Raw genomic sequence first — 25,866 nt, 5'->3', positions numbered from 1 at the left:
CATGAAAGCGGACCATCACATTGCCGCCCGCGTCCTGCAGGCCATGCCCTTCCTGACCGCCCTGGCCCGCACCGGCAGTTTCACGGCCGCCGGCGCGGCCTTGGGGGTTGATCAATCGGCGGTATCGCATCGCATTCGGCAGTTGGAGACGCTGCTGGGAACGGCACTGTTCGATCGCGACGGACGGGTTGCCGTCCCGACCGCCGCCGGGCGCAGCCTTGTCGCCTTGAGCAACGGCACCCTGCGGGGCGTCGATGCGGCGTTGCGCGAACTGGCGGCAAGGGACGCACGGGAGGTTCTGACCGTATCCATGTCTGCGACACTGGCCAATCTTTGGGGCATGGCGGCATTGCCCGCCGTCACGCCGCACGGGATGGGACTGGAAATCATCGCCGACGAAAGACTGTCCGATCTGGGCCTGAACGCGTCGGATCTGGCAATCCGGTTCGGCATCGGTCCCTATGAGGGACTGGAGACGATCGAACTGTCATCCGTGACACTGACGCCGATGGCCGCGACACACGACTTCGAACTGGCGGATCCGGATGCGGTTCTGATCCAGGATCGAAGCTGCGATCAGGACGGCACGCAATCCGGCTGGGACCGGTACGAGGATGCCAGCGGTCTGTCCCTGAGCCAAAACCCCCGTATGTCCGTGACCCGTACCGATATGGCGATCCAGGCCGCCCTGGCCGGGCACGGTACCGCATTGGGCCGTCCCTTGCTGACCGACGCAGCCGTCGCCGCGGGCCGGTTGGTCGCGGTCGGGAAGCCGGTCGATTGCCCGTCCCGCTACTGGATTTGTTTCCGCAGGAACGACCCTCGCCGCGATCTGTTGCGCGACATGGCTGAGGCACTATGCGCCCTGCCTCGTCCCCTGCCCCGTCCCCTGCCCCGTCCCCTGCCCGCAGCTCGAATCTCATGACCGATAACAACGCCGCCCTGCATCTCCTTTGCGGCAAGATCGCATCCGGAAAATCGACCCTGGCGTCGCGCCTGGCCGTTGAAACCGGGGGCATTGTCGTGGCTGAAGACCCTTGGCTGTCCGCCCTTTACCCAGAAGAACTTCATGGGCTTGAAGACTATGTCCGGACTTCCCGCCGGCTGCGCACGGCCATGACGCCGCATCTGATTGCGTTGCTGCGGCAGGGTATGACTGTCATTCTGGATTTTGCGGCGAACACCCCGAAGCAGCGGGCCTGGATGGCCGGGCTGATCCGCGATTCCGGTGTGTCGCACCGGCTCCATCTGCTCGACATTCCCGACGATGTCTGCCGCGACCGCCTGCGGCAACGCAATGCCGAGGGCAGTCACGACTTTCAGGTATCCGACGCGATGTTCGACGAGATCACGCGTTACTTCACGCCGCCCACCCCGGACGAGGGGTTCGAGGTCATCCTGCATCGCGGCTGAGCCGAATTCCGCCGACAGACGCAGCGATCATTGCCAGTCGGCGCGCCCTTGGCCAGAGTCTACCGGACAACGAAAAGGTGAGTGGCATGACGGAAACCTTCGGACAAAGTCGCGACTTCATCGGATATGCCGATGATCCCCCTTTCGCCGACTGGCCGGGCGGCGCCCGCATCGCCGTCAACTTCTGCCTCAACTACGAGGAGGGCGGCGAACGCTCGATCATGGAAGGCGACAGCCAGTCCGAAACCCGGATTTCCGACGTTACAGTCTCGCCGAAGATCGGCGGACGTGAGTTGAATATCGAACATTCCTATGAATACGGCGCCCGGGTTGGCTATTGGCGCATCCTGCGCGCCTTCACCGATCGCGGTCTGAAAGGCACGGTGAATCTGGTCGGACGCGCGGCGGAACATAATCCGCTGGCGCTGAAGGCGATGATCGATGCCGGCTTCGACCTGCATCCGCACGGCTGGCGCTGGATCGACTACTCGACGCTGACAGTCGAGGAGGAACGCGCCTGCATCGCCAAGTCCATCGCCCAGATCGAAGCCCTGACCGGCGAAAAACCGCTGGGCTATTATGCGGGGCTGCCGTCAGTGAACACGATCCCACTGGTGATTGAGGCCGGCAGCTTCCTCTACACATCCGATGTCTACAATGACGATCTGCCCTATTGGTCGCCGGACCATCCAGGGCTGCTGATGGTACCCTACTCGCTGGACACCAACGATTCCCGTTTCGCCCGGGACGGCGGGGGCTATGTCGTTGGGGACGAGTTCGTGACCTATTTCCGCGACACATTCGACACGCTGTACCGGGAGGGCGCGGAACGACCCAAGATGCTGACCGTCGGGCTGCATGCGCGCCTGCTGGGCCGGCCGGGTCGGATCGGCGCCCTGCACCGGATCTTCGACTATGTCCTTTCCCACGAACATGTCTGGATTGCCCGGCGTGACGACATCGCCCGGCATTGGGCGTCCCGGCATCCAGATCCGCGTACGGCGGGACCCAAGACCTGAAGGCCTGCCGGCGAGACGAGGCCGAAGGGGACCACCGGATCGGTACAGCCTATCTGAAGCGCAGGTTCTTCCGCGAAAGATCGGCGACGGATCGGCAGCCCATCAGCCGCATGTCGCGGACGATTTCCGCCCGCATCAGTTCCAGCGCCCGTTCGACACCGGGCTGTCCGGCCGCCGCCAGCGGGAACAGGTAGAACCGGCCGCCCCCGACCGCCTTGGCGCCGAGGGATAGCGCCTTAAGGACATGCGTGCCGCGCTGCACGCCGCTGTCCATCAGAACGTCGATCTTGTCCCCGACCGCATCGACCACCTCGGCCAGTTGGTCGAACGGCGTGCGCGAACCGTCAAGCTGCCGTCCGCCGTGATTGGACAGGACGATGCCCGTACAGCCGACATCCACCGCCTTGCGCGCATCATCGACGCTCATCACACCCTTGAGGCAGAACTGACCGTCCCAGATCTTCACCATCTCTTCAACGTGCTTCCAGTTCATGCACGGGTCCAGCATTTCAGTGAAGTAACGCCCGATCGACAGGGCACCGCCGCTCATGTCCACATGATTATCCAATTGCGGCAGTTTGAAGCTTTCATGCGTGACATAGTTGATGCCCCACATCGGCTTCATCGCAAACTGCATCATCCCGCCAAGGGTGAGGCGGAAGGGGATGGAGAAACCCGTTCGCAGGTCGCGTTCCCGGTTGCCGCCGGTGATGCTGTCGACGGTCAGCATCATGATATCGACGCCGGCATCCTTGGCCTCTTCCAGCATCGCCCTGTTGAGGCCGCGATCCTTGTGAAAATAGAACTGATAGACTTGCGGATTCTTGTGCTTGCGAACTTCGCGCAGGCTGACCGTGCCCAGCGACGACACACCGAACATGGTGCCGAACTTCTCCGCCGCCGCCGCCACGGCCCGTTCCCCGTCATGGTGGAACAGTCGCTGCAGCGCCGTCGGGGAGCAATAGAACGGCAGGTCAAGCTTATGCCCCATCACGGTGACGGAGGTATCCACCTCCTCCACCCCGGCGAGCACATTGGGGACTAGGTCGCAGTCGTCGAAACAGCTGGAGTTCCGGCGATGGGTGACCTCGTCATCCGCGGCGCCGTCAATGTAATTGAAGATCGGCCCCGGCAGACGCCGTTTCGCAAGCCGGCGGAAGTCGTGAAAGTTATGGCAGTCCGTCAGACGCATCGCTTGGATCGTTCCAATATCCGGTTAGTAGCCTAGCCCATGCACCGCCGGTCGCCGGCGCTATCGGGCAACCCAGAAGATGCTGGGATCGATTGTCTAGAACAGGACAGGCGGGGGTCGCAACTGTCACGATGGCAGCAGGCGCGGCACCCGCCCTTGGCTAGCACTGTCCCGGAACACGCATTCGTTGAGATTTCCCAGCGAGCCAAAATCGGCTAGGGGGATCGCATGGCGATGTCCGGCATGCGCGGTGCGGAACGGACATCCGAACGCTGCCGATGCATCTCTGAAAGGATCGGGAATGACTATTGAAATGGAAGCGGTACGGCTCGAATCGGAACGCCTGATTCTGCGTCCGCATCGGATCGACGATTTTCCGGAAACAGCCGCATTGTGGGCAGATCCGAACGTAGTCGCCCATATTTCCGGTACGCCGTTGAGTGCGGAGCAGTCCTGGGCACGTTTTCTGCGCTATCGCGGCCACTGGTCCTATCTCGGTTTCGGATACTGGGTCGTGGAGTCCAGGGAAACGGGTGAGTTTCTGGGCGAAGTCGGCTTCGCTGACTATCGGCGGGATACGCAGCCCAACCTGGATGGAAAGCCGGAAGCAGGCTGGGTCTTCAGGACAAGTGCTCATGGCCGGGGATATGCAACGGAGGCAGTGTCTCGAATGCTGCTCTGGGCCGACCAGCACCTGACGTCCGCGACAACCGTTTGCATGTTCGATCCGGCACATGCGGCCTCTATACGGGTCGCGAGAAAGGTCGGTTACGGCAACGATGTGCTAGGTCGGTATGGCGACCGAAAGTCCCTTTTTCTGGAGCGGCAGCGAGACATCCAGGCCGCGAAATGACCGACGCCCCTGACGGCATGTCGCCACCTGTCTCGACGGAGCCTCCCGGGTCGTTGCTCTGAGAAGCGATTTCCGAGCCAGTGTTGACGTTGGTGTCCCCGTCCCACCGGCGTGGCCGAACTTGGCATAGCCGTTCACGGCCTCCCGAAGCGAAGGCATTCCATTCAATTACTGGTTGATAAAGTTAATCATCTGTTAATCTTTTGGCTGCTAACACTTTCGATCAGGGGCCGGCACGCCGTGCGGCTGTCCTGCCGGATGGAGGCCGGCGGACAGGAAAAGCACGGATGCGCGTGCCATGCGAGATCCAGGGAGGGGTTACGATGCGTCCGAAAAAGTCCGCGCTGCTGCCGGCATTGCTGCTGGCACAGATTGCCTTTTTGACACCGACCGGCTCGGCTGAAGACAAGGTGACTGACATCGGAACAACGGACAGGGTTGAGCGCCTTTTCTCGTTCCCGAACAATTGCGCGGTCATCTGTTACCTGCCCTGGTCGCTGGAGGACACAGTCGCGCATTATCTGCGCCAGAGCGTCCAGCGAGACGGCTATGCCGATGCCAGTGTCGACGTCCGTGAACGGGACGGACGCATCGAAGTTGCCTTCGACGGCCTTCCCGCGGATTACGGTCAGCGTATCCAGTCCTTCCTGGAGGCCGGCGACCTTGCCTTCGCGGGGGCACAGGATCTCAACGCGGCCGGGAAATGGAAGTTCAACTGGCTGTTCTTCCTGCCGCTCGGCATGGCGGTCGAAAATCACCGAAGCGTGGAGTTGCTGCATTTCCCGCCGGACTACTCCCTGACCCAGGCCCAGAACTACCTCCAGTCCGCGACGACGGACCGGTGGGCGGAACTGCTGACCGTCAACGGCATCGAGGCGGACGACACGCCCAAATATCAGACGATCGTGGATATCGCCCCGATCGCCGCACCGGCCAGCGCCGGCAAGGAGCTGGAGGGGACCTACAGCTATTTCGACCGCTATCACACCGCCATCCTGGAACTCTGGACCCGCAAGGATGCCGACACCGCCTATCCGATGGTCGCGTTCGGCGCACCGGTTCGGGCATGGATCAAGACCGCCTATGGCGCAGATATCGGCGTCCTGGGGCTCGCATCGGTGACCCTGCCTTCGGGCCTGGACGTCCCGGTCCTCGGCTCCAATCACCCGAGCGACATCTGGTACGCCTCCGATCCGAAGAACTACGACGGCAATGAGCAAAAGGCCGATGCCGCCGGAATCAAGGTCATGACGCAGGACCTGAAAGCGGCGTGCTGGCAGGCCAGGATGGGCGAGACACCGACCGCCGACGCGTCGACGACATTGAGCGGCTGCGAAAGCTACTGGGACGCGCATCCAACCGACATCTGTGAACGGTTCTATACGAAGATCCGCGAGTTGTCCCCGGATAAGGCGAGGGAGAAATGCGCACAGGTGTGACGGCAATGTTCACGCCATACCGGGGACTTGTCCACCGATTGGCGGCGCGTGTCGGCGCATCCCCCTGGATTCGCTCCGCTGACCGGAACGGCCTGTATCGTCCCGTCCCGCTTTCGGTGCTGCGGTGCCAGGACGTCACCGCACAGGGGATCACACTTCTGGCGATCTGGCTTCTGACCCTGGTCGTCAGCACCGCGCTGGGTATTGCGGCCATCGAATACGAATGGTCCGGAATTCCGATCGTGTTCGGCGGCGCCAGCCTCTATGTCACGGTATATCCCCCACTCGTTCTATCGACCCTCTGGGTCCTGTGGTTCGGATACTGGTGGGGCGCCATTCCTGCATATATCTCGACACTTGTGCTGGCGCTCTACTCCGGCATGCCGGTGGGCTGGGCCGTTATCTTCGGTTTTTCGGACACGCTGGGGCTCGCCATTCTGGCCCTCGCCTATCGTGGTCTGCCGGTCCGCTACGATCTGAAATCCCTCGAGTCCCTCGCCCTGTTCGTCATGCTGGCGTTTGCCGGGTCGATGTTCGGTTCAACCGGGTCCTTCATCTGGACCTACACCAACGATGTCGGTATTCGCGACGTCTACGCGATCTGGCAGGGATGGTGGCTCGGCGGATTTCTTCAGACAATCCTGATCAACGGACCGCTACTCTTCCTTCTGACCGCGCGGGTGCTGCGTTGGCGCCACCGTCATTTTCCGGCGGATTTCGACAACGAGAAAAGCAATCTGAGGATCGTCGCCGCCGCCGCCACACTGATCGGCGGCGTGTTCCTGTTTCTGGTAGTCTCCTACTTCCTCACCCGGGCCTTTGTCTCCGGGTCAGTCGACGTGTTCGAGCCCAACACCTGGCAGGCGGCAGCGGATATTGCGGCGGCATCGGTCGCCGTGGTCTACGCCGTCATGGCGGTCATACTTCTGTGTTTCGGGTATCTTGGATACCGGTTCTTCGTCGCCTGGTCCGAAGCCCTGTCCCGCGCAGCACGCAATGCCGAGATCGCCAATCTGGCCAAATCCCGCTTCCTGGCTCAGATGAGCCATGAGATTCGGACCCCGATGAACGCGATTCTGGGCTTTACCGACCTCGTTCTTACCGGGGATCTATCACCGAAACAGCGCGAGCAACTGGAATGCTCCCTGACCGCGGCGCAGGGGCTCCTGCGCATCCTGGATGACATTCTGGACTATTCCCGGATCGAGGCAGGACGGATCGAACTGGAGCACGAGCGCTTCGACCTCAACGACGTGGTCGACCGGGTCGAGACCATCATCGGCACCCGGGCGCGGCAGAAAGGCCTCGAGTATCAGGCGGCAATCGACCCGGCAGTCCCACTGCAGTTGATCGGGGACGAATGGCGGCTAGGCCAGGTTCTGAACAACCTTCTGGCAAACGCCGTCAAGTTCACCGATGCGGGTCGGGTCGGCTTGCGGATCGGTGTCCAGAAGCGCGACGGTCACTCGGTATCGCTTGTCTTCCAAGTATCGGATACCGGAATCGGCATCACGGAAGAACAGATGTCCAAGCTTTTCCGGTCCTTCAGTCAGGCCGATGAATCGATCGCCCGGAAGTTCGGCGGTTCGGGCCTCGGTCTGGCCATATCGAAACAGCTCGTCGAACTGATGGGCGGCCGGATTGAGGTCGAGTCGGTGCCGGGCACGGGCAGCGATTTTACCTGCACGATACCGTTCGGCAGCACCAAGACGGCATAGCGCCCGGCCCGCCCCGCGCCCCGTTACGCCTTCGCAGGGGGCAGTGACGGGCTGAACTGCATCAGACTGAGGATTTCGAACAGCATCTGCGCCCCGGCATGGGCCGTGTTTGCCGTGGCGTCATAGGACGGCGCGACTTCGACGACATCGCCGCCGACGAAGTTCAGTCCCTTCAGCCCGCGGATGATCGCCATGGCTTCGCGAGTGGTGAGGCCGCCGATCTCCGGCGTCCCCGTACCCGGCGCGAAGGCGGGGTCCAGCCCGTCTATGTCGAAGGTGAAATAGGCCGGCCCGTCGCCGATCACGTCGCGGGCCTTGGCAACGATGGCATCAACGCCCATTTCCGCGATATCTTTCGCCTCGATCACCGTCATCCCGGCCTCTTCCGAAAACTCCCAGATATAGCCCGCGGCTCCGCGAATGCCGATCTGGATACAGCGCTCCGGGTCCAGGACCCCGTCCATGACCGCATTCCGGAATGGGCCGCCATGATGGAACTTCTCCCCTTCATAGGCGCCGCCCGTATCGCAATGGGCATCGATATGCACCATGCCGACCGGTCGGTCCTTGCCGATGGCGCGCATCACGGCATGGGTTACGGAATGGTCACCGCCGACCCCCATGGGGATCACATTGGCGGCCACCATGCGGGCGACGAAGGTCTCGATATCCTCCAGACTCTTGTGCAGTTCGAAACGGCTGCGGAAAGGGACGTCGCCGATATCCGCCACCGCCATCTGATGCAGCGGCGCCGTGTGATGAAAATCGTTATAGGGGCCGACCCGCTCTATCGCGCGGATGGCGCGCGGGCCGAAGCGTGCACCGGTCCTGTTGGTCACCCCCAGATCCATCGGCATGCCGTAAAGCGCGACCTGAAGCCCGTCCAGCGCATCCTCGCCATTGCGGGCCTGGGCATCCAGCAGGGTCGGGAACCCGGCATAGGGGGCCGGGCGATTGCCGCCCTGGGAAAAGATGTATTCGGCGATTTCCTGATAGTCCGGATTGATCAGGTCGCCGCCGGTCATGCCGTCGAATTTCGCCCGCAGCGCAGCAAGTTTCTCTTCCGTCCAGGCCATGCCATTTCCCCTTGAGCAACAGCGTTGTTTCCCGCGCCCTATACAACACGGCGCGATTCCGTCTTCGCCGGTTCCGGCGAACATTGCGCGGCATACTGCTGAGTTAAATCGTCGATATCAATTCGGATATAAAAAAGGCCGGTCCCGAAGGTCCGGCCTTTCGAAATGGGGGCCGCCCGCCGGTCAGTCGTTGAACAGGCGGTTGAACGGATAGGAATAGTGAATGGTCGCCACTTCGGTACCCGGATTGTTGTCATCCAGACTGGCATTCGACAGATGATAGAAGCTCAGCCCCAGCCGTGACCGGTCGTCGAACCGGTAGGCGAACTCGATCGCGGAGCGGAATTCAATCGGATAGCCCAGATCCTTGCCGTCCCCGTCATGGTACAGGCCCGGCGCGAAGGACGGGGTCACGACGAATCGGCGCCCCAGGAACATGTCCAGTCGAACGCCCGCATAACCGTAGAAGGCGCTGTCCGTAGTCGCCATCACCCCGACAAACGGGTTGAAGACCCACCATTTGGAGCCGGAGATGTATTCCATATGGAATTCACCGGCACCCATATCGTCGTTCACGTCGTAATAGCCTGCGCCGAAACGGATGAAGGACGGATCCTTGCCGTCCTCTTCGGCAGCGGCCGGCAACGCCGAAGCCAGAACGACGGCCAATGCCGCCAGGATGGATTTCGTACCGCGCATACCGCCATACACCCCCAAACCGAACCAATCCGATGCCGCATTCTTGCGGACCGACCGGACGATGCCGTAAAAGCACCCTGATTTCACGCGAAAAATCCGTTTGGGCCGCCGTTCGGCGGTTCACTCTGTCGCGAAACGGCAACAGTGGCGGGTTTCCGGCCCTGCGGACTTGACGCTTCGGGGGTCGATCCTCTAAATAGCGCCGCTTTCCGGGCCGTGCGGGTGCGGAAAAGCCGCTTATAAGCAAGCAATAACGCGAAAGAATGCGCGGTTTTCAAGGATCGTGCGGAACTTTCGATAGACTGAAAGGAATGAACCATGTCTCGTCGCTGCGAGATTTCCGGCAAGGGTGTGATGACGGGTAACAACGTCTCGCACGCCATGAACCACTCCCGTCGGCGCTTCCTGCCGAACCTGCATGTTGTCCGCCTGCAGAGCGATATTCTGGGCGAACGCGTGAAGATGCGCCTGTCGACCCGAGCCATGCGCACGGTCGACAAGAAGGGCGGGATCGACGAATTCCTGCTGAACACGCCGGACCGCAAGCTGACGGACGAAGCGAAGAAGCTGAAGCGCCGCATCGAAAAGCGTCAGGCTGCGATCGCCGCGTAAATCGCGCGCCAGCAACACCCGATCAGGCCCGCCCTTCCCGGCGGGCCTTTTCATTTCACCGGTCCCATTCCTCGAGAACGCCCGGATCGGCCTCGCCGGCCCGCAGGCGTTGCCGGCAGGCCGATGCGGTTTCGGGGGCAAGCCGCCGCAGTGCCCAGACCGCCGCGCCGCGCACCGTTGCATCGGGGTCCTCCAGCAGTGCAGCCACTGATTCCGCCAGGGTCGGGTCGCCGCTGTTGCCACAAGCGATCAGAACGTTGCGCAGAAACCGGTCCCGGCCGATCCGCTTGACCGGGCTGGCGGTAAACAGCGTGCGAAACCCGGCATCGTCCAGAACCAGAAAATCGCGCAAGGTTGCATCTCTTACGCCCTCCCGCGGCAGAAACCACGGCTCTCCCGTCGGGACCGCGAACTTGTTCCATGGACAGACAGCCAGGCAATCATCGCAACCGTAGATCCGGTTGCCCATCGCCGCGCGATATTCGACCGGGATCGGCCCCTTGTGCTCAATCGTCAGGTAGCTGATGCAGCGCCTCGCATCGAGGGTATAGGGTGCGGGAAAGGCATCGGTCGGGCAGATGTCCAGACATCGGCGGCAGCCCCCGCAATGATCCCCCTCGACCGCGTCCGGGGATAGATCCAGCGTGGTATAGATCTCCCCCAGAAACAGCCAGGACCCGAAATCGCGCGATACCAGATTGCTGTGCTTGCCCTGCCAGCCGATCCCGGCCATCGCGGCCAGCGGCTTCTCCAGGACCGGCGCGGTGTCGACGAAGACCTTCACATCGCCGCCGAAATTTTCCACCATCCAGCGCGCAACCCGTTTCAGGCGCTTCTTGACCAGGTCGTGATAATCGCGATTCCGCGCATAGCAGGAGATGTTGGCCAGATCGGGCCGGTCGAGAAGATCCAGGGGATCGTCTTCAGGCCCGTAATTGGTGCCCAGAACGACGACGCTGCGCACATCCGGCCACAGGTCTCGCGGCGACCGACGACGATCCAGCTTGTCGGCCATCCAGGTCATCTCGCCGTGCTGGCCCAGGGATACGAATTCCTCCAGACGGCGCTGTTCGCGATCCCCCATCGCAGCCGGGGCGACGCCCGCGACGCAAAAGCCCTCCTCCAGAGCTTTCGCCAGAATCCGCGATTTCGGATCGTCCATCATCGTCCCGTCACAGGGGCGGGATGTCTCCGCCCGCGCGTTCTTCGTTGAAAGCGGCTTCGAAATCCGCGAACCGCCCATCCTGAATGGCTTGCCGCATGCCGGCCATCAATTGCTGATAATAGGCGATGTTGTGCCAGGACAGCAGCATCGGTCCCAGCATTTCTTGCGCCTTTGTCAGATGATGCAGATAGGCACGGCTATAGCTGCGGCAGCACGGACAGGGGCATTCCTCGTCCAGAGGCCGGGGGTCGGCGGCGTGGCGGGCATTCTTCAGATTGACCGTGCCGCGCCTTGTGAAGGCCTGTGCATTGCGGCCGGACCGCGTCGGCAGAACGCAGTCGAACATGTCGATCCCGCGCTTCACCGCACCGACCAGATCGTCGGGTTTTCCGACCCCCATCAGATAGCGGGGCCGATCCTGGGGCATGGCGGGCATGGTGAAATCCAGCGTGGAGAACATCAGTTCCTGCCCCTCGCCCACCGCCAGACCGCCGACCGCGTAGCCGTCGAAGCCGATATCCGTCAGGGCCGCGATGGATTGGTGACGCAGGTCCTCGTAGACGCTGCCCTGAACGATGCCGAACAGGCCATAGCCCGGACGGCGGGCGAATGCCTCACGCGACCGCGCCGCCCAGCGCATCGACAGTTCCATCGACGCCTTCGCCGTTTCGTGATCGGCGGGATAGGGCGTGCATTCGTCAAAGGCCATTGTGATGTCGGAATCCAGCAATCGCTGAATCTCCATCGAGCTTTCCGGCGACAGGGAGTAGTAGCTGCCGTCGACATGGCTGCGGAACCGTACACCCTCTTCGGTAATCTTGCGCAGCGCGGCCAGGGACATGACCTGATAACCACCGGAATCGGTCAGGATCGGCCCGGGCCAGTTCATGAACTTGTGCAGGCCGCCCAGTTCCGCGACGCGCTCTGCGCCGGGGCGCAGCATCAGGTGATAGGTATTGCCCAGAACGATCTCCGCCCCGGTCGCGGCGACCGATTCCGGCAGCATCGCCTTCACCGTGCCCGCCGTACCGACGGGCATGAAGGCCGGCGTTTCGATCGTGCCATGCGCCGTCCGCACCTGGCCGCGGCGGGCCATGCCGTCCGTGCCGATCAGGGTAAACCCGAAATCCGTCATTGGTCGTCTCCAGCGCGGTCCAGCAGGCTGCCGTCGCCATAGGAATAAAAGCGGTATCCGGTCCGGATGGCATGGGCGTAGGCCGCCTGCATCCGATCCAGGCCCGCAAAGGCGCTGACCAGCATGAAAAGGGTCGAGCGCGGGAGGTGAAAATTGGTCATCAGCCGATCCACGGCCCGGAACCGATAGCCCGGCGTGATGAATATATCCGTGTCGCCTTCGAATGGCCGGATCGTACCATCGGGCGCCGCGGCGCTTTCTAAGGTCCGCATCGGTGTCGTGCCGACCGCGACGATGCGTCCCCCGGCGCGACGATGTGCATTCAACCGATCAGCCGCGTCAGCCGACAGTTGCGCCCATTCGCTGTGCATCCTGTGGTCGGCGGTATCATCGACCTTGACCGGAAGAAAGGTCCCCGCCCCGACATGCAGGGTCAGACGCACCGTCCGCACCCCCTTCGCCTCCAGGGCGTCAAGCAAGGGTGGAGTGAAATGCAGGCTGGCGGTCGGCGCCGCCACGGCGCCTTCCCGTTCCGCGAAGACGGTCTGATAGGAATCACGGTCCCGTGCGTCCTGGTCCGGATCCCCGCCCTTCGCGCGCTTGATATAGGGCGGCAGCGGCATCCGGCCGTGACGCCAAAGCGCGTCGCGAAGGTCCCCACCGGACAGCGCGAAGCGGAACGTCACCCGCCCGTCCGGCAGTTTGTCGACGACTGTGGCCTCCAGCTCGCCGGCAAACACCACGACATTACCGATGCGCAGTTTCTTGCCCGGCCTGGCGAAGGCGTCCCAACTATCGCCGCTCTTCTGTTCGATCAGCGTCGCTTCGAAGCCGGCTTCGCCGCGTTTGCCGTCCAGGCGGGTCGGAATGACCTTTGTATCGTTGACGACCAGCAGGTCTCGCTCATCCAGCAGCGATGGCAGATCGGCAATCCGATGATCGCCGAACGGACCACCCGCCGGCACCCGCAGCAGGCGTGCCGATTCCCGCGGTTCCGCCGGACCCTGCGCGATGCAGTGGTCCGGTAGATCGAAATCAAAGAGATCGACGCGCATGCCGAATTCAGGCCGCCGCCTCGCCATTGCGCGGGGCTGTCGGAAACAGGGCCATCAGGACCCGGAAGACCGGCAGCAGCAGCGTCGCCATCGCCAGCTTGATCCAGAAATCCCCCAGGGCCCAGGTGACCCAGGGCAATCCAGTCCCGAAGAAGGCGATGCTGAAGAACAGCGCCGTGTCGATGGCCGACCCGACGAAGGACGACACGAAAGGCGCCTGCCACCAGGTCTGGCGGCGCAGCTTGTCGAAAACGAAGACGTCCAGAAGCTGCGCGATCAGGAAGGCGCTGCCCGATGCGGCGGCAATGCGCGGATCGGCCAGGATCAGCGACAGGACGACGCCGACCACGAAGCCGAACAGGACCACGGCACGGGCGGCGGCGGCGCCGAACAGGCGGTTGGTCGTGTCGGTCACCAGGAAGGCGATCGGATAGGTGACGGCGCCATAGGTGATCCATTGGGACAGATCGATGCCGCCGACCTGACCCTGTACCGGAATCTCAACGAGGAAATTGGACGCCAGAATGATAACGCCCATGGCGATAACGGCGGGCACGAGCCGGCCAAGGGAGATGGATCCCACCTGCATGGTTGGTTGCTCCTTTCGTACCGGGCGCGTTCGGGGTCTTATCGTCCATACTCAAGAACCGCCCCAGCGGGAAGGATAGTCCCGCCCCCGGCATCCGCGTAATGGCGGGGTGATACGGACAAACGGCATACCGGTCAAGAAAGAGCGGGGGCAGCGGCATCCAAACACCACCAAGGAATTTAAAAAAGTTCACATAATATACCATTAGATGTGCTAAAACTTCTCCCATAACGATTGTTCTGGGGGATTTTCCGGCATGATTAGCGGAATGAGGGTGTTGTGCGGCGCCTGTATTGCGACGGGGATGATCATAAGCAGCGCCGTGTCGGCCCTCGCGGACGGCCAGTGCAGCGCCAAGATGGATCGCCCCCTGCTTCCGACGGATGCCGCGCTCTGCGACTCGCTGGCGGATTCCCTGCGCGACCCCAGCGCCCTACCGCTGAACGAGTATGAAGCGGTGGTTGGGGAATTCTTCGGCAATTTCTGTCATCGCAACCCGGACAAGGGCTGGGTTCGAGACAAGTTCGTGCGGGACACCGGCCCCTATACCCAGCGCCTGCAGGACGCGAAATGGGTCGGCGAGTATCACGGCACCCACGCCCCGGTGGTGATCTGGTATTCAAAGGAGATGCACGAATGGCTGAAGGTAAACCGGCCGATCGACGCAGAGGGGGAGCCGATTGCACCAAAGGCCCGCACGGCAATTCCAGACGGCGCGATCATGGCGAAGGAAATGTATCCGGCGCCCGCATCACGCTGCGACGTTCCCGACACGAACTACCTGTTGCCGACCAGTGGCATCGCCTTCATGGTCCGGGACAATGACGCGTCCCATGACGGCTGGTTCTGGGGCTGGTACGGCTACGAAGGCTGGGCGCCGGACTGGCCGCCGGGCCCGGACAATGGCGCACCGCTACAGGGGTTCGGGCAGTACTGCATGAACTGCCACGCCTCGTCAGAGGAACACCTGACTTTCGCCAGTCTGAAGAATATCGAGAACGAACCGGGCCGGCCGCTGGTCTTCCTGAGCCAGAACTGGACCTTGGCCGATCCGCCGACGTCCCATCACCGTCTGGTCGTACTGCCGGACGACCCGGCGCCCCGGCTGGGACAACCGTTCTACGAGTACGATAGCGCCTTCCTGAATCAGTTCGGGAAAACCACGGCCACGGCACCGACCTGGAACAGTGTGGACCGCTTTCCGTCCGCGACTTACGACAATGTCTGGGTTCCGGCCGGTGAGGTGACGGCCCATAGCGAGTTCCTGACCTCCGATCAGTGCGCGGGATGTCACGATGCAGGCGGGACCGGCCTGCAATTCTCCATGACGGAACCGAAGAAGCATACCGACCAGCTGATCAACTATTCACCTTACGGTACCTGGCGGACCTCCCCGATGGGGCTGGCAGGGCGCGATCCGATCTTTTTTGCCCAACTGGCCAGCGAGACCCAGACCTTCCATCCGGATTCCGCCGGCATGATCGAGAATATCTGCCTAGGCTGCCACGGCATCATGGGCCAGCGCCAGTTTGCCATCGACAGCAGGAAGGCAACCGGCAACTGCGATGCGGATTTCACCCGATCCATGGTTTCGGCCATCCCCTACCCGCCCGATAACCCTTCCGCCGAGCATGCCAATTACGGCGCTCTGGCGCGGGACGGCATCTCCTGCACGTCCTGCCACCGCATGGTTCAAACCAGGGATCAGATCGAGGCTGCCCGCCATGCGGCAGAGAATGGCTGCGTCGAGAAGCGCCAGGACCTTTTGAATCCGAAGCATCTCGGTTTGAAGGGGTTTGCCCGGACATTCACGGGCAGTTTCTGGGTCGGCGCGCCGGATGCCCTGCGCGGCCCGTTTGAGAAGCCCAGGATCCAGCCGATGAAACATGCCATGGGGATCGACCCCGTGCATGATGATCAGTTCGCCTCGTCAGAATTGTGCGGCACCTGCCACACGGTGCATCTGCCGGTCATGCGGGACAACGAGCCGCTGGGCTATACCTACGAGCAGACGACCTATCCCGAATGGCTGTTCAGCGCGTACCGGACCGGCAGCACCCCGAACGGCAAACTGCCGCTGGGCCCCGGTGACCGGGCGCAATCCTGTCTCGACTGCCACATGGTCAGCGAGGTCGACGGCCAGCCCATCGTCAGTCAGATCGCCTCGATCCAGGAATTCTCCAACTTCCCCGAAGCAGAATACAATCTGCCGCCCGAGGAAATCGACATTCCTGCCCGGTCCGGCTTCGCCCGGCACACATTGGTCGGTCTCAACGTTTTCCTGATCAAGATGGCACAGCAATTCCCCGATGTGTTCGGCATTCCGACCCAGGACCCGATGCTGGTTTCAAAGGGGGAACCGTCTCTGATCAGGACGGAACAGGAGATGCTGGACAATGCGGACCATTACACGGCGACCGTCGCCGTCGAGAATGTCCGCCTCGGCAAGGACGCCCTGACCGCCACAGTCGCCATCGACAGCAAGGTCGGGCACAAATTCCCGTCCGGTGTCGGGTTCCGGCGGGCCTTTGTGACCTTCGAGATACTCGACGAACGCGGCGCCGTCCTTTGGGCCTCCGGGCGGACAAACGGGGCCGGTGTTATCGTGGACGCCGAAGGAATGCCGATTGACGGCGAACTATGGTGGCAGGACGATTGCTCCGCCCTGCGCCACCCCGGCAACCCGAAATTCCAGCAGCATTACCAGACCATCAGCCGGCAGGATCAGGCACAGATCTACCAGGAACTGGTCGTCTCTCCTGCGCCGGTCGACAACCCCATGTGCGGCGACAATCCCGCACCGGGCGGCAATCTGACCACCAGTTTCCTGTCGATCTGCGGCGAGGTGAAGGACAACCGAATCCTGCCGCATGGCTATCTGCCGCTTCAGGACCGCATCGAACTGGCCGAAGCGATTGGGGCGACAGAGGTGCTGGCGCATGAAGCGGCGGCCCATCATGTCGGTGACGACCCCGACTACAAAACCGGCGGCGGAGACCGGTTCGAAGTCCGGGTTGCACGCGAAACCCTGCCGGGTCGGCCGGCCCATGTCCGGGCGACGCTGAACTATCAGGCGACCCCGCCCTTCTACCTGCAGGATCGTTTCTGTACGGCATCAGGTCCGGATCGTGACCGCCTGTACTTCCTGGCAGGGCACCTGAACCTGGACGGCACGGCAGCGGAAGACTGGAAGTTCGAGCTGGTCGACAGTGGCAAGGTCGCCGTCCCGGCGGCGGATTGACGGCGCCTTGTGCTATCGGCGTTTGATCATCAGAGCCGCGGCGGGGAGAGCCAGAATGGCCAGATAGGCGATCTGCCACCAGGCGGCCCAGATCGAGAAATTGGCCAGGGAGCTGGTCCAGAATGCCCCCATTACGGCGATGGCGGCCCAACCGCCCCGCCGCCCCTGCAGAGCCAGCCGCCCGACGGCGATCATGCTCAGCACCACGGCGACAGCGAACAGCGTCAGACCGGGAAATCCGGTTTCAGACAGGATTTCCAGAAACCAGTTATGCGGATGGGCCGGGACATATTCCTGATTGAAATCCAGCACCTCTTCCTTCGCGCCGGGCACCTTGTCGATGGCGTTGATGCCGTGTCCCAGGATCGGCGCCTCCAGCGCCTTCCCCAGCACAAAGCCCCAGATTGCCTGGCGATGGACATCGACCGCCGGCAGGGGCGGATTTTCGCGCACGGCTTCGCTGATCGGTGCCTCCGGCAGGTTCGACAGGGCAGCAATCCCCCCGGCCAGCGACGTCACAAGAAAGACTGCGACAAGGACAGCGCGTCCCAATCGGCCCATTCGGCCGGCAACCAGCAGCAGGACGATTGCACCGAAGGCGCCGGCAAAGCCGCCGAGCGCCGCAAAGGAAGCCTGGCCCTTCAAACCCAGGATCAGCGCCATCCCGGTGACGACGGCCAGAACCGCCGCCGCGCGAATCCATACCTGCGGGCGCCGCCAAGCGATCCAGACGACAACAGGCATCGCAACCGCCAGCAGCGACTTGTAGGAATTGAACATGTCGTGCGGCGCAATCGGTGCATCCGACAGCGGCTTGAACAGGCGCAGTAGCGCTGTGTCCACCGTGAGGGCCACGACAGCCAGCATGCCCACACACGCCAATCCGAGGACAAAGCCCCCCTCGGCCGTTTCCTGCGCACCGCGCAGTTCGGCAAGCCCCTGAAGCACCGCGCAGAATGCCAGCGCGAAGAAAACAACCCGTGCGATGACCTCAAAGGACCCGGCCGGATCAATGGAAAAGACGGCGGACAATGACCACCAGGCGACGGTCGCCGCGACCAGCCCTGCCGCCCGCGTCCTCAAAGGCCGAAGGAACAGCTTGCGGGCGGATGGTCGGCGCAGCGCGACGAGGCTGAGCAGCACCGCGAGGCCGAAAGCAATGCCGAGAGCCGCATTGCCGAAGGCGGTCAATGGCGCGGACAGGCCCAGAAGCAAGCCGAAGATACGTGCCAGCAACGAACCCTGATCGGGTGGCCTGGTAGCGTTGTCGGGCAAGAGAAAATCTCCGGCAATCCGGTATCGACCCGACGGGTCGGCGCGGCATAAGGTTGGCGTTGGCGAAGACTTATCGAATTCCGTACAGCGCAGCAAGATGCGCACCGCAGGGGCGGCCCCCGCCCCGCAACGCGGAGACAGGGATGCGGAGACAAGGACACCGACCATGACCCGGCCCGTGAAGCGCTTGATCATCGCAACCATCGTCCTGGCAGCCCTTGCCGGAGCCGCCCTCTATGCGATCCGCGTCAACGACACCGGCAACATGCTCTACAAGCGCTACAAGGAAACCGACCCTTATGTTTTCGAGATGCTGCGACCCGAGCTTGCCATGCAGGATGCCGGCGAATTCCTGACGATCGAAAGCATGGCAGAACTGCGGTCCCGGCGCGCCGCATTGTCGCGTCTGGTCTATGGCGGCAATGGCATTCGGTGGGGCGCGACCTATCACCGTTTCGCGGTGCCGAGCATGCTTGCGGACCACGCCGCCACGCTCGACAATCTGGCCACGGCCCATCGATTTTATGTGGAACCGGGACCAGGGGTACTGTCGTTCCTGTACCTTCTGACCCCCGAACAGGCGCAGCCAGGCAAGGCCCTTGTCTATCATCATGGGTTCGCGGGCGACTTCATGCAGGCGCGGCCGTTCCTGGAAAGCATGCTTGCGCAAGGCTACACGATCGTCGCGCTCAATCAGCTGGGCTATGGAGAAAACTCCCGCGAGGTTCAGTGCCCAGGGGAAACCGACCCGGACTGCGAAATCAGTCTGCAGTTCGGTTTACGGGACCTGCAGAATGGCCTTGCATATCATGTCGAGCCGGTAAGGGCCGGAATCGATCTGCTGCAGGAACTGGGCTTCGACGGCGTCGACGCCGTCGGGTTTTCCGCCGGGGCCGCCACGGTCACCCTCAGCGCCGCCCTGGACACGCGCATCCGCCGTTCCGTCGCGGCAGCTGGAATCTTGCCTCTCTATCTGCGGGAAGGACAGGATGCGCCGATCGGCATTGCGGAGTATCCTCCGCTGTTGGACCTGGTCAGCATGATGGATCTGTTCATCCTGGGCGCTGCGGACGAAGGCCGGGCCCAGATGCATCTGTTCAACCGCTTCGACAGATGCTGCTTCCGGAACGTGAAGGGCCGCGCCTATGAACCGGCGCTCGTTCAGCGTCTCTCCGACCTGGGTGCCGGTGGGCGGTTCGAAGTCCGCATCGACGAAAGCCACGCCCGGCACAAGATTTCCGAGTGGGGGACAGAGGCGATCCAGATGTTTCTGGACTGACATCCGGAAAGCGACCGTTTCCAACTTCGGCCGGTCAGCCTAAAGTCGTCCTTCACAGTCATTCGGGAGCGGCATCAATGTATGTAGGGACGGCAAAGGCTAGTCTGGGCCAAACGGGCAACGCACTGATCGATCTGCGCAGCGATACGGTGACACGACCGTCCCCCGGGATGCTGGCAGCGATGGCAGCGGCCGAGGTCGGCGACGATGTCTTCGGCGACGACCCTACGGTCATCGCGCTGGAAGAAAAGTCCGCATATCTGTTCGGCAAGGAGGCCGCGCTCTTCCTGTCGACCGGAACCCAGAGCAATCTGTGTGCGATGCTGGCCCATTGCGGACGCGGTGAGGAGATTCTGGTCGGTCGCCCCTATCACGTCTTCAGCGCCGAGGCACATGGTGCCTCCGTACTGGGTGGCATCGCGCTCGACCCGCTGGACGTCGCGGCCGACAACAGCATCGATCCGCAATCCGTACGCGCTGCCGTAAAACCCGACGACCCGCATCTGCCGATTACGCGGCTGCTGAGCCTGGAGAATACCGTGACCGGCAAGGCCGTGCCGCTTGAGAAGCAGGAGGCCGCAGCCGATGCCGCACGGGAATTCGGCCTTGCCGTTCACCTGGACGCCGCCAGAGGCTTCAACGCCGCCGAGGCACTGGGGATCGACGCGCAAACTTTGGCGCGCTGCGCGGACAGTGTCTCGGTTTGCCTGTCCAAGGGGCTCGGCACGCCGGCCGGAACGGTTCTTTGCGGACCGAAGGATCTGATCGTAAGGGCCCGCCGATATCGCAAGATGTTGGGGGGCGGCATGCGGCAGGTCGGTATTCTGGCGGCGGCCGGCATCTTCGCACTGGATCATCACGCCCCGCGCATCGCCGAGGATCATGCCCGGGCAGCCCGACTGCGTCAGGGGCTTTCGGAACTGCCGGGCCTGTCGGTCGATCAGGCCCCGAACCAGACCAACATGGTTCTGGTCACCCTGACCGTGCCGAACCCGCAGGCCGTGCAGGAAGACCTGCGACAGGCGGGTATCGTGACCGGGCTTTCCGACGACTTCATGCGTCTGGTCGTTCATCGCGACATCGACGATGCCGGTATCGAACGCACCATTGACGCCTTTGCACAGGCGTTGGTCGCGTGACTGCAGCCCGAACCGGCGCCTGGCTCGCCGTCGCCGCCATTCTGGCCCTGACCCGGGCAGCACCTGCCATGGCGGACGTGGACGCGCTGTTCGGGGATCTGGCCGGGACGACGCTGTCCTACGACATCAGCGTCGACGACGACCCCTCCGGCCATGCGCAAGGGACAATCCTGCGGACCGAAGACGGCAATTGGGAAGTCCGCATGGAAACCAAGATCGAGGTCGAGGTGATCGGTGGCATATCGATCTATTCCCTGCACATGTCGGTCTCGGAAATCTACGGCGACGGTGTGCTCCTCGGCCTGGATGTCGATGCCCGGGAAAACGATCAGCACAACCGCATGACCGGACGGATGGAGGGTTCGCTCTTCCACTTCACCCATAATGGAAAGGTCGGGACCGGGGACAGGAATCTGGTGCCGTCGACCCAGCTCTGGCGCGAACGCATGCTGGAGCGCAAACGCGTCCTGCATGTCATCGACGGCGAGATGTTTGAGCGCCGCGTCTCCGCCATCGGCAGCGAGCGGATTTCGACCGACAAGGGTGTCCTGGACCTGAAAGGCTACACCGTCGAATCCCCGGACGAGCGGGCGACCCTCTGGTTCGATCCGGACGGCCTGCTCTACAAGGCGGAGTTGGAGCGCCTCGGCGTTACGCTAGTCATCCAGCGCCGCGCCTAGTCCTCACCCCTTGCGCGCCGCCATCTGGTCGACGAACCGCTGGAACAGGTAATGGCTGTCCTGCGGACCGGGAGAGGCCTCGGGGTGGTACTGGACCGAAAAGACCGGTCGGTCCTTGACCCGGATTCCCGCCAGAGAACCGTCGAACAGTGAGAAATGCGTCGCCTCGACATTGCCCGGCAAGCTGTCCTTGTCGACCACGAAGCCATGGTTCTGGCTGGTGATCTCCACCTTCTGGGTGGTCAGGTCCTTGATCGGATGGTTGGCGCCGTGATGGCCCAGATGCATCTTCTTGGTCTTCGCGCCCAGCGCAAGGGCCAGCATTTGGTGGCCGAGGCAGATGCCGAAGACCGGTATGTCGGCGTCCAGCACGCCGCGGATCATCGGCACGGCATACTTGCCGGTCGCCGCCGGATCACCGGGGCCGTTGGACAGGAAGACGCCGTCCGGCTTGTGCGCCAGGACCTCTTCCGCCGTCGCCGTCGCGGGCAGCACCGTCACCGCGCAGCCCAGGGTCGCCAGACAGCGCAGGATGTTGCGCTTGATGCCGAAATCGATGGCGACGACCTTGAACTTGGGTTCGCCCAGACGGCCATAGCCGCTATCCAGAACCCAGCGGGTTTCTTCCCATTGATAGGCTTGCGTGCAGGACACGTCCTTCGCCAGATCCATGCCCTCCAGGCCCGGCCAGTCGCGCGCCTGGGTCCACAGGGCCGGCAGATCGAAGATACCTTCGGCATTGTGGCTCAGAACCGCGTTCGGGGCACCGGCATCACGGATCCGGCGGCTCAGCCGGCGGGTGTCGACCCCGGTCAGCGCGGGCAGATCATGCGCCTTCAGCCAGCCGTCGAGATGGCTGACCGCCCGGAAGTTCGACGGCTCGGTAATGTCCGCGCGCAGGATCGCGCCGCAGGCGGCCGGCGTCGTCGTCTCGATGTCTTCCAGATTGGCGCCGACATTGCCGATATGCGGGAAGGTGAAGGTCACCATCTGCCCGGCATAGGACGGATCAGTCAGGATTTCCTGGTATCCGGTGATGGCCGTGTTGAAGCAGACCTCGCCGACGCGCGTGACCTCCGCCCCGGCCCCGCGTCCCCACAGAACCGTGCCATCCGCCAGCACAAGGGCGGCAGTGGCGCCGGCGGGCTGCGGCGCGAATTCGGGCGTGTCATTGGCGGAAAGCGTGGCGGTCTCAGCAGGCATCGGCGAAAGCGTCCCGTTCGTCAAAGGGTTAGGCGGTCTCCACCGGTGGGCGGCGCCTGGGCCCCGGAGACGAACTCGCCGGAGACCCGGGGATGAATACGCCCGGCGCCCCGAAAGGTCAAGCCATGCCGGTTTTTGCAAATCCCTTTATTATCAATGTCTTGGGAAATTTCCGAACGGTTGCCCCTATCCAACCCTTGGGGTATTGTCCCGCCCTTCCCGAAGCCGGCCCCCTTGGGTTATGATCCGGCGCGGCGGGACAAGGGAGACTGGAAAACATGCGCGACGAACTCAACAAGGCGCTCAAGGAAGGCATGCGCGCGAAGGATGACCGCGCCGTATCGACGCTTCGCCTCATCCTCGCGGCGCTGAAGGACCGCGACATCGCCGCCCGCAGCAAGGGCAACAATGACGGAATCTCCGACGACGAAGTACTTCAGATGCTGCAGAGCATGGTGAAGCAGCGCAAGGAGTCCATCGCCATGTACGAAAAGGGCGGCCGTCTGGAACTGGCGGAAGGCGAGCAGGCGGAAATCGATGTGATCCAGCGCTTCCTGCCCAAGCAGATGAGCGAGGCCGAAATCGAAGCCGAGGTCCGGAGCCTGATCGACGAAATGGGCGCCTCCAGCCTCAAGGAAATGGGCGCCGTCATGGGCGAGCTGCGCACCCGCTTCGCCGGCCGAATGGATTTCGGCAAGGCCTCCCCGATCGTCAAGCAGGCGCTGAGCTGACCCGTTCCACGGTCGGGAAATCAGGTCTCCGTCGCCGAACGCTTCGGCCCGTTACCTTCCTCGAGCACATACCGGATCAGGGCCAGCGCGTCCTCGCTGTCCCATTCGGCGGGGCCGGTCAGGCCGCCGACGAGATTTCCCCTCGCATCGATCAGATAGGTTGACGGCAACCCGCGCACGCCCAGCGACCGGCCGAGTTTCAGCTTCGGATCGTAGAAGATCTGCAAGTCTGGCAGATTCAGGCGCTCGCGTATGAAGGGCTCTGCGACATCTTTGCCCCCGCGGTCCTGGCTCACGGCCAGCAAGCGAAAGGGCTCGTCCTTCAAGGCCCGATCGAGGCGCGCCAGGCTGGGCATTTCCTTGATGCAGGGTGCGCACCAAGTCGCCCAGAAGTTGACCAGCAGCACCTCCCCCCGGAAGTCGGCGAAGTGGCGCACATTGTCCCGTCCGTCGAAAAAGGGCTGGTCCGGGGCCAGAGCCCGTTCCTTCAGCAGAACGAACCCTTGCATCTCTCCGTTCGTCGGCGGATAGTCCGCGCCCGCGAAGGCCGGATTTCCCGGCAGCGCGGCGGTGATTCCGGCACTGAGCAACCCGGTCGCGGCGAGGCCTGCGGCCACAGCGCGGCGGGTCGGCTGTGAGGAGCGGTCTGAGGGATCGGTCACGGGGTCACCTCTTTTCGATGAACGAACTTCTGGTTGGGGCGATACGCGATGTCCAAGAACGATATGTGGGGCGGCCGGTTCTCCGGCGGTCCGGCCGAAATCATGGAAAAGATCAATGCTTCCATCGGCTTCGACAAGGCCCTCTACAAGCAGGACATCCGCGGTTCTTTGGCGCATTCCGACATGTTGGCCGCCCAGGGCGTCATCAGTGCCGAAGACCGCGACGCAATCCACGCCGGGTTGAAAGAGATCGAACAGGAAATCGAGGCCGGGACCTTTGATTTCAAGACGGAATTAGAGGACATCCACATGAATGTGGAGTCACGTCTGCGCGAGAAGATCGGCGATCCCGGCGCGCGCCTGCATACCGGGCGCAGCCGGAACGACCAGGTCATCACCGATGTCCGGCTGTGGCTGCGCGACGCGCTGGACGGCATCGATGGGCTGATGGCCGACCTGCAGCGGGCCCTGCTGGACAAGGCGGAGAAATATGCCGCCACGCTGATGCCGGGCTATACCCATCTGCAGAGCGCACAGCCGGTGACCTTCGGCCACCATCTCATGGCCTATGTGGAAATGGTCGGCCGCGACCGGGGCCGGCTGGCGGATTGCCGCAAGCGGCTGAACGAATGCCCGCTGGGCGCCGCCGCCCTGGCCGGGACGTCCTTCCCCATCGACCGGCACCGCACCGCGGAGGCGCTGGGCTTTGACGGTCCGACCCGCAACTCGATGGACAGTGTCGGCAGCCGCGATTTCATTCTGGAGTTCCTGGCCGCCGGATCGATCCACGCCGTTCACCTGAGCCGGCTGGCGGAAGAGATCGTGATGTGGATGTCCGACCGGTTCGCCTTCATCAGCCTCAGCGACGCCTTCACGACGGGTTCCTCCATCATGCCGCAGAAGAAGAACCCGGACGCGGCGGAACTGGTTCGGGCCAAGCCGGGCCGGCTTCTGGGCGCCTTCATCAGCGTCTCGACCATGATGAAGGGCCTGCCCATGACCTTCTGCAAGGACATGCAGGAGGACAAGGAGCCGCTGTTCGACGCGGTGGAGTCGCTGACACTGGCCGTCGCGGCGACCGCCGGCATGGTCGACGACATGGCCGCCCGGCCGGACCGCATGCAGGATGGACTGAAACAGGGCTTCCCGACCGCAACGGATCTGGCCGACTGGCTGGTTCGGGTCCTGGGCCTGCCATTCCGCGACGCCCATCACGTGACCGGCGCGCTGGTTGCGAAGGCGGAGGCGCGCAATGTCGATCTGGCCGACCTGTCGCTGGACGAGATGCAAGCTGTGGAAAACCGCATCACCGACGATGTATACTCCGTGCTCACACCGGCCGCCTCCGTGGCGAGCCGCACCAGTTTCGGCGGCACCGCACCGGTTCGCGTGCGGGAGGCGGTTCAGGCGGCGCGGGCGCAGTATCTTTGACGCAAGGCAACGCCTTTGACGGAAAAAGACGGATAATGAAGGACGGATCGATGGCAACTGAACGGACAGGCATCACGCGACGCGCGGGGACCGCATTGCTGATCGCCGTGGCGCTGGCCCTGCCCCTTGCGGCCTGTGGCAAGAAATCGCCGCCAAAACCGCCGGCCGGAGACCAGGCACCCTATCCGCAGCAATACCCGGCGCCGGAATGACCGCCCGGTCGATCCGCTTCGCCGATCGGCCCAGAATGAAAGCAGCCA

The 25,866-nt window shown here is 63.1% G+C and carries 24 protein-coding genes; 14 read left to right on the top strand and 10 right to left on the bottom strand.

Annotated elements, in window-relative coordinates:
* The first annotated feature begins 1 nt into the window (after position 1).
* The 3 genes from R8L07_12910 (at position 2) to R8L07_12900 (ending at position 2,432) form a co-directional block, all read left to right on the top strand.
* Positions 2–925, top strand: a complete 924-nt coding sequence (locus tag R8L07_12910) for a LysR family transcriptional regulator (GenBank protein MDW3206428.1) — start codon at positions 2–4, stop codon at positions 923–925.
* Positions 922–1,413, top strand: a complete 492-nt coding sequence (locus R8L07_12905) for an ATP-binding protein (GenBank protein ID MDW3206427.1) — start codon at positions 922–924, stop codon at positions 1,411–1,413. The genes R8L07_12910 and R8L07_12905 overlap by 4 nt, the downstream gene beginning before the upstream one ends.
* Before the next feature lie 86 nt (positions 1,414–1,499).
* The gene (locus tag R8L07_12900) at positions 1,500–2,432 is read left to right on the top strand and encodes a polysaccharide deacetylase family protein (GenBank protein ID MDW3206426.1); all 933 of its coding nucleotides are present in this window, start codon (positions 1,500–1,502) and stop codon (positions 2,430–2,432) included.
* 49 nt (positions 2,433–2,481) lie between these two features.
* On the opposite strand, the gene R8L07_12895 is transcribed toward R8L07_12900, so the two are convergent.
* Positions 2,482–3,624 (bottom strand): alpha-hydroxy acid oxidase, encoded by a 1,143-nt coding sequence (locus R8L07_12895; protein MDW3206425.1) that lies wholly within the window; start codon positions 3,622–3,624, stop codon positions 2,482–2,484.
* A 301-nt stretch (positions 3,625–3,925) separates the two neighbouring features.
* Between R8L07_12895 and R8L07_12890 the strand changes: the two genes are divergently transcribed.
* The 3 genes from R8L07_12890 (at position 3,926) to R8L07_12880 (ending at position 7,634) form a co-directional block, all read left to right on the top strand.
* Complete coding sequence (locus tag R8L07_12890) at positions 3,926–4,477, top strand: GNAT family N-acetyltransferase (protein ID MDW3206424.1); 552 nt, start codon at positions 3,926–3,928, stop codon at positions 4,475–4,477.
* Between the two features lie 323 nt (positions 4,478–4,800).
* Positions 4,801–5,916, top strand: coding sequence for a hypothetical protein (locus R8L07_12885; protein MDW3206423.1), 1,116 nt, complete (start codon positions 4,801–4,803; stop codon positions 5,914–5,916).
* Positions 5,917–5,921: 5 nt separating this feature from the next.
* The gene (locus tag R8L07_12880) at positions 5,922–7,634 is read left to right on the top strand and encodes an ATP-binding protein (GenBank protein MDW3206422.1); all 1,713 of its coding nucleotides are present in this window, start codon (positions 5,922–5,924) and stop codon (positions 7,632–7,634) included.
* Positions 7,635–7,657: 23 nt separating this feature from the next.
* Here R8L07_12880 and speB read toward each other — a convergent pair whose 3' ends face one another.
* Together speB and R8L07_12870 are read right to left on the bottom strand one after the other, a co-directional pair.
* The gene (speB, locus tag R8L07_12875) at positions 7,658–8,710 is read right to left on the bottom strand and encodes an agmatinase (GenBank protein MDW3206421.1); all 1,053 of its coding nucleotides are present in this window, start codon (positions 8,708–8,710) and stop codon (positions 7,658–7,660) included.
* 183 nt (positions 8,711–8,893) lie between these two features.
* Positions 8,894–9,496, bottom strand: a complete 603-nt coding sequence (locus R8L07_12870; protein MDW3206420.1) for an acyloxyacyl hydrolase — start codon at positions 9,494–9,496, stop codon at positions 8,894–8,896.
* A 231-nt stretch (positions 9,497–9,727) separates the two neighbouring features.
* Between R8L07_12870 and rpmB the strand changes: the two genes are divergently transcribed.
* A complete protein-coding gene (rpmB, locus tag R8L07_12865) occupies positions 9,728–10,021 on the top strand; it encodes a 50S ribosomal protein L28 (protein ID MDW3206419.1) in 294 nt (97 codons plus the stop codon).
* A gap of 55 nt (positions 10,022–10,076) precedes the next feature.
* On the opposite strand, the gene queG is transcribed toward rpmB, so the two are convergent.
* From queG to R8L07_12845, 4 genes are read right to left on the bottom strand one after another with little or no spacing between them, the layout of a single operon-like run.
* Positions 10,077–11,186, bottom strand: a complete 1,110-nt coding sequence (gene queG, locus R8L07_12860) for a tRNA epoxyqueuosine(34) reductase QueG (protein ID MDW3206418.1) — start codon at positions 11,184–11,186, stop codon at positions 10,077–10,079.
* Positions 11,187–11,193: 7 nt separating this feature from the next.
* The gene (gene tgt, locus R8L07_12855; GenBank protein MDW3206417.1) at positions 11,194–12,321 is read right to left on the bottom strand and encodes a tRNA guanosine(34) transglycosylase Tgt; all 1,128 of its coding nucleotides are present in this window, start codon (positions 12,319–12,321) and stop codon (positions 11,194–11,196) included.
* On the bottom strand, positions 12,318–13,376 hold the full coding sequence (gene queA, locus R8L07_12850) for a tRNA preQ1(34) S-adenosylmethionine ribosyltransferase-isomerase QueA (protein MDW3206416.1): 1,059 nt from the start codon (positions 13,374–13,376) through the stop codon (positions 12,318–12,320). The genes tgt and queA overlap by 4 nt, the downstream gene beginning before the upstream one ends.
* Before the next feature lie 7 nt (positions 13,377–13,383).
* A complete protein-coding gene (locus R8L07_12845) occupies positions 13,384–13,965 on the bottom strand; it encodes a queuosine precursor transporter (GenBank protein ID MDW3206415.1) in 582 nt (193 codons plus the stop codon).
* Between the two features lie 304 nt (positions 13,966–14,269).
* Here R8L07_12845 and R8L07_12840 point away from each other — a divergent pair, with 304 nt between their 5' ends.
* Positions 14,270–17,206 carry a cytochrome P460 family protein gene (locus tag R8L07_12840; GenBank protein ID MDW3206414.1) on the top strand — a complete coding sequence of 979 codons (2,937 nt, stop codon included), beginning with the start codon at positions 14,270–14,272 and terminating at the stop codon, positions 17,204–17,206.
* 12 nt (positions 17,207–17,218) lie between these two features.
* Here the strand turns inward: R8L07_12840 and R8L07_12835 are convergent, their stop codons facing one another.
* Complete coding sequence (locus tag R8L07_12835; GenBank protein MDW3206413.1) at positions 17,219–18,481, bottom strand: O-antigen ligase family protein; 1,263 nt, start codon at positions 18,479–18,481, stop codon at positions 17,219–17,221.
* Between the two features lie 166 nt (positions 18,482–18,647).
* Between R8L07_12835 and R8L07_12830 the strand changes: the two genes are divergently transcribed.
* The 3 genes from R8L07_12830 (at position 18,648) to R8L07_12820 (ending at position 21,579) form a co-directional block, all read left to right on the top strand.
* Positions 18,648–19,760, top strand: a complete 1,113-nt coding sequence (locus R8L07_12830) for an alpha/beta fold hydrolase (GenBank protein MDW3206412.1) — start codon at positions 18,648–18,650, stop codon at positions 19,758–19,760.
* A gap of 77 nt (positions 19,761–19,837) precedes the next feature.
* The gene (ltaE, locus tag R8L07_12825) at positions 19,838–20,899 is read left to right on the top strand and encodes a low-specificity L-threonine aldolase (GenBank protein MDW3206411.1); all 1,062 of its coding nucleotides are present in this window, start codon (positions 19,838–19,840) and stop codon (positions 20,897–20,899) included.
* Positions 20,896–21,579 carry a DUF6134 family protein gene (locus R8L07_12820; GenBank protein ID MDW3206410.1) on the top strand — a complete coding sequence of 228 codons (684 nt, stop codon included), beginning with the start codon at positions 20,896–20,898 and terminating at the stop codon, positions 21,577–21,579. The genes ltaE and R8L07_12820 overlap by 4 nt, the downstream gene beginning before the upstream one ends.
* 3 nt (positions 21,580–21,582) lie before the next feature.
* Here the strand turns inward: R8L07_12820 and carA are convergent, their stop codons facing one another.
* Positions 21,583–22,782, bottom strand: coding sequence for a glutamine-hydrolyzing carbamoyl-phosphate synthase small subunit (gene carA, locus R8L07_12815; protein ID MDW3206409.1), 1,200 nt, complete (start codon positions 22,780–22,782; stop codon positions 21,583–21,585).
* 278 nt (positions 22,783–23,060) lie between these two features.
* Here carA and R8L07_12810 point away from each other — a divergent pair, with 278 nt between their 5' ends.
* The gene (locus R8L07_12810) at positions 23,061–23,513 is read left to right on the top strand and encodes a GatB/YqeY domain-containing protein (protein ID MDW3206408.1); all 453 of its coding nucleotides are present in this window, start codon (positions 23,061–23,063) and stop codon (positions 23,511–23,513) included.
* 20 nt (positions 23,514–23,533) lie between these two features.
* On the opposite strand, the gene R8L07_12805 is transcribed toward R8L07_12810, so the two are convergent.
* Positions 23,534–24,175 (bottom strand): TlpA disulfide reductase family protein, encoded by a 642-nt coding sequence (locus tag R8L07_12805; GenBank protein MDW3206407.1) that lies wholly within the window; start codon positions 24,173–24,175, stop codon positions 23,534–23,536.
* 48 nt (positions 24,176–24,223) lie between these two features.
* On the opposite strand from R8L07_12805, the gene argH reads away from it, so the two are divergent.
* Entirely contained in the window at positions 24,224–25,606 is a 1,383-nt protein-coding gene (gene argH, locus R8L07_12800; protein MDW3206406.1) for an argininosuccinate lyase, read from the top strand.
* Between the two features lie 50 nt (positions 25,607–25,656).
* On the top strand, positions 25,657–25,818 hold the full coding sequence (locus tag R8L07_12795; GenBank protein MDW3206405.1) for a hypothetical protein: 162 nt from the start codon (positions 25,657–25,659) through the stop codon (positions 25,816–25,818).
* The last annotated feature ends 48 nt before the right edge of the window (positions 25,819–25,866 follow it).

Source organism: Alphaproteobacteria bacterium, from assembly GCA_033344895.1.
Lineage (GTDB): Bacteria > Pseudomonadota > Alphaproteobacteria > UBA8366 > Aestuariispiraceae > Pacificispira.
The sequence above is the reverse complement of the archived record's forward strand: the minus strand, read 5'-3'. Positions and strand labels throughout refer to the sequence as shown.

What these genes read in the sequence shown, in the direction of transcription:
- R8L07_12910 (MDW3206428.1), top strand. Translation starts at nt 2, where the DNA reads ATGAAAGCGGACCATCACATTGCCGCCCGCGTCCTGCAGGCCATGCCC.
- R8L07_12905 (MDW3206427.1), top strand. Translation starts at nt 922, where the DNA reads ATGACCGATAACAACGCCGCCCTGCATCTCCTTTGCGGCAAGATCGCA.
- R8L07_12900 (MDW3206426.1), top strand. Translation starts at nt 1,500, where the DNA reads ATGACGGAAACCTTCGGACAAAGTCGCGACTTCATCGGATATGCCGAT.
- R8L07_12895 (MDW3206425.1), bottom strand. Translation starts at nt 3,624, where the DNA reads ATGCGTCTGACGGACTGCCATAACTTTCACGACTTCCGCCGGCTTGCG.
- R8L07_12890 (MDW3206424.1), top strand. Translation starts at nt 3,926, where the DNA reads ATGACTATTGAAATGGAAGCGGTACGGCTCGAATCGGAACGCCTGATT.
- R8L07_12885 (MDW3206423.1), top strand. Translation starts at nt 4,801, where the DNA reads ATGCGTCCGAAAAAGTCCGCGCTGCTGCCGGCATTGCTGCTGGCACAG.
- R8L07_12880 (MDW3206422.1), top strand. Translation starts at nt 5,922, where the DNA reads ATGTTCACGCCATACCGGGGACTTGTCCACCGATTGGCGGCGCGTGTC.
- speB (MDW3206421.1), bottom strand. Translation starts at nt 8,710, where the DNA reads ATGGCCTGGACGGAAGAGAAACTTGCTGCGCTGCGGGCGAAATTCGAC.
- rpmB (MDW3206419.1), top strand. Translation starts at nt 9,728, where the DNA reads ATGTCTCGTCGCTGCGAGATTTCCGGCAAGGGTGTGATGACGGGTAAC.
- queG (MDW3206418.1), bottom strand. Translation starts at nt 11,186, where the DNA reads ATGATGGACGATCCGAAATCGCGGATTCTGGCGAAAGCTCTGGAGGAG.
- tgt (MDW3206417.1), bottom strand. Translation starts at nt 12,321, where the DNA reads ATGACGGATTTCGGGTTTACCCTGATCGGCACGGACGGCATGGCCCGC.
- queA (MDW3206416.1), bottom strand. Translation starts at nt 13,376, where the DNA reads ATGCGCGTCGATCTCTTTGATTTCGATCTACCGGACCACTGCATCGCG.
- R8L07_12845 (MDW3206415.1), bottom strand. Translation starts at nt 13,965, where the DNA reads ATGCAGGTGGGATCCATCTCCCTTGGCCGGCTCGTGCCCGCCGTTATC.
- R8L07_12840 (MDW3206414.1), top strand. Translation starts at nt 14,270, where the DNA reads ATGATCATAAGCAGCGCCGTGTCGGCCCTCGCGGACGGCCAGTGCAGC.
- R8L07_12830 (MDW3206412.1), top strand. Translation starts at nt 18,648, where the DNA reads ATGACCCGGCCCGTGAAGCGCTTGATCATCGCAACCATCGTCCTGGCA.
- ltaE (MDW3206411.1), top strand. Translation starts at nt 19,838, where the DNA reads ATGTATGTAGGGACGGCAAAGGCTAGTCTGGGCCAAACGGGCAACGCA.
- carA (MDW3206409.1), bottom strand. Translation starts at nt 22,782, where the DNA reads ATGCCTGCTGAGACCGCCACGCTTTCCGCCAATGACACGCCCGAATTC.
- R8L07_12810 (MDW3206408.1), top strand. Translation starts at nt 23,061, where the DNA reads ATGCGCGACGAACTCAACAAGGCGCTCAAGGAAGGCATGCGCGCGAAG.
- argH (MDW3206406.1), top strand. Translation starts at nt 24,224, where the DNA reads ATGTCCAAGAACGATATGTGGGGCGGCCGGTTCTCCGGCGGTCCGGCC.
- R8L07_12795 (MDW3206405.1), top strand. Translation starts at nt 25,657, where the DNA reads ATGGCAACTGAACGGACAGGCATCACGCGACGCGCGGGGACCGCATTG.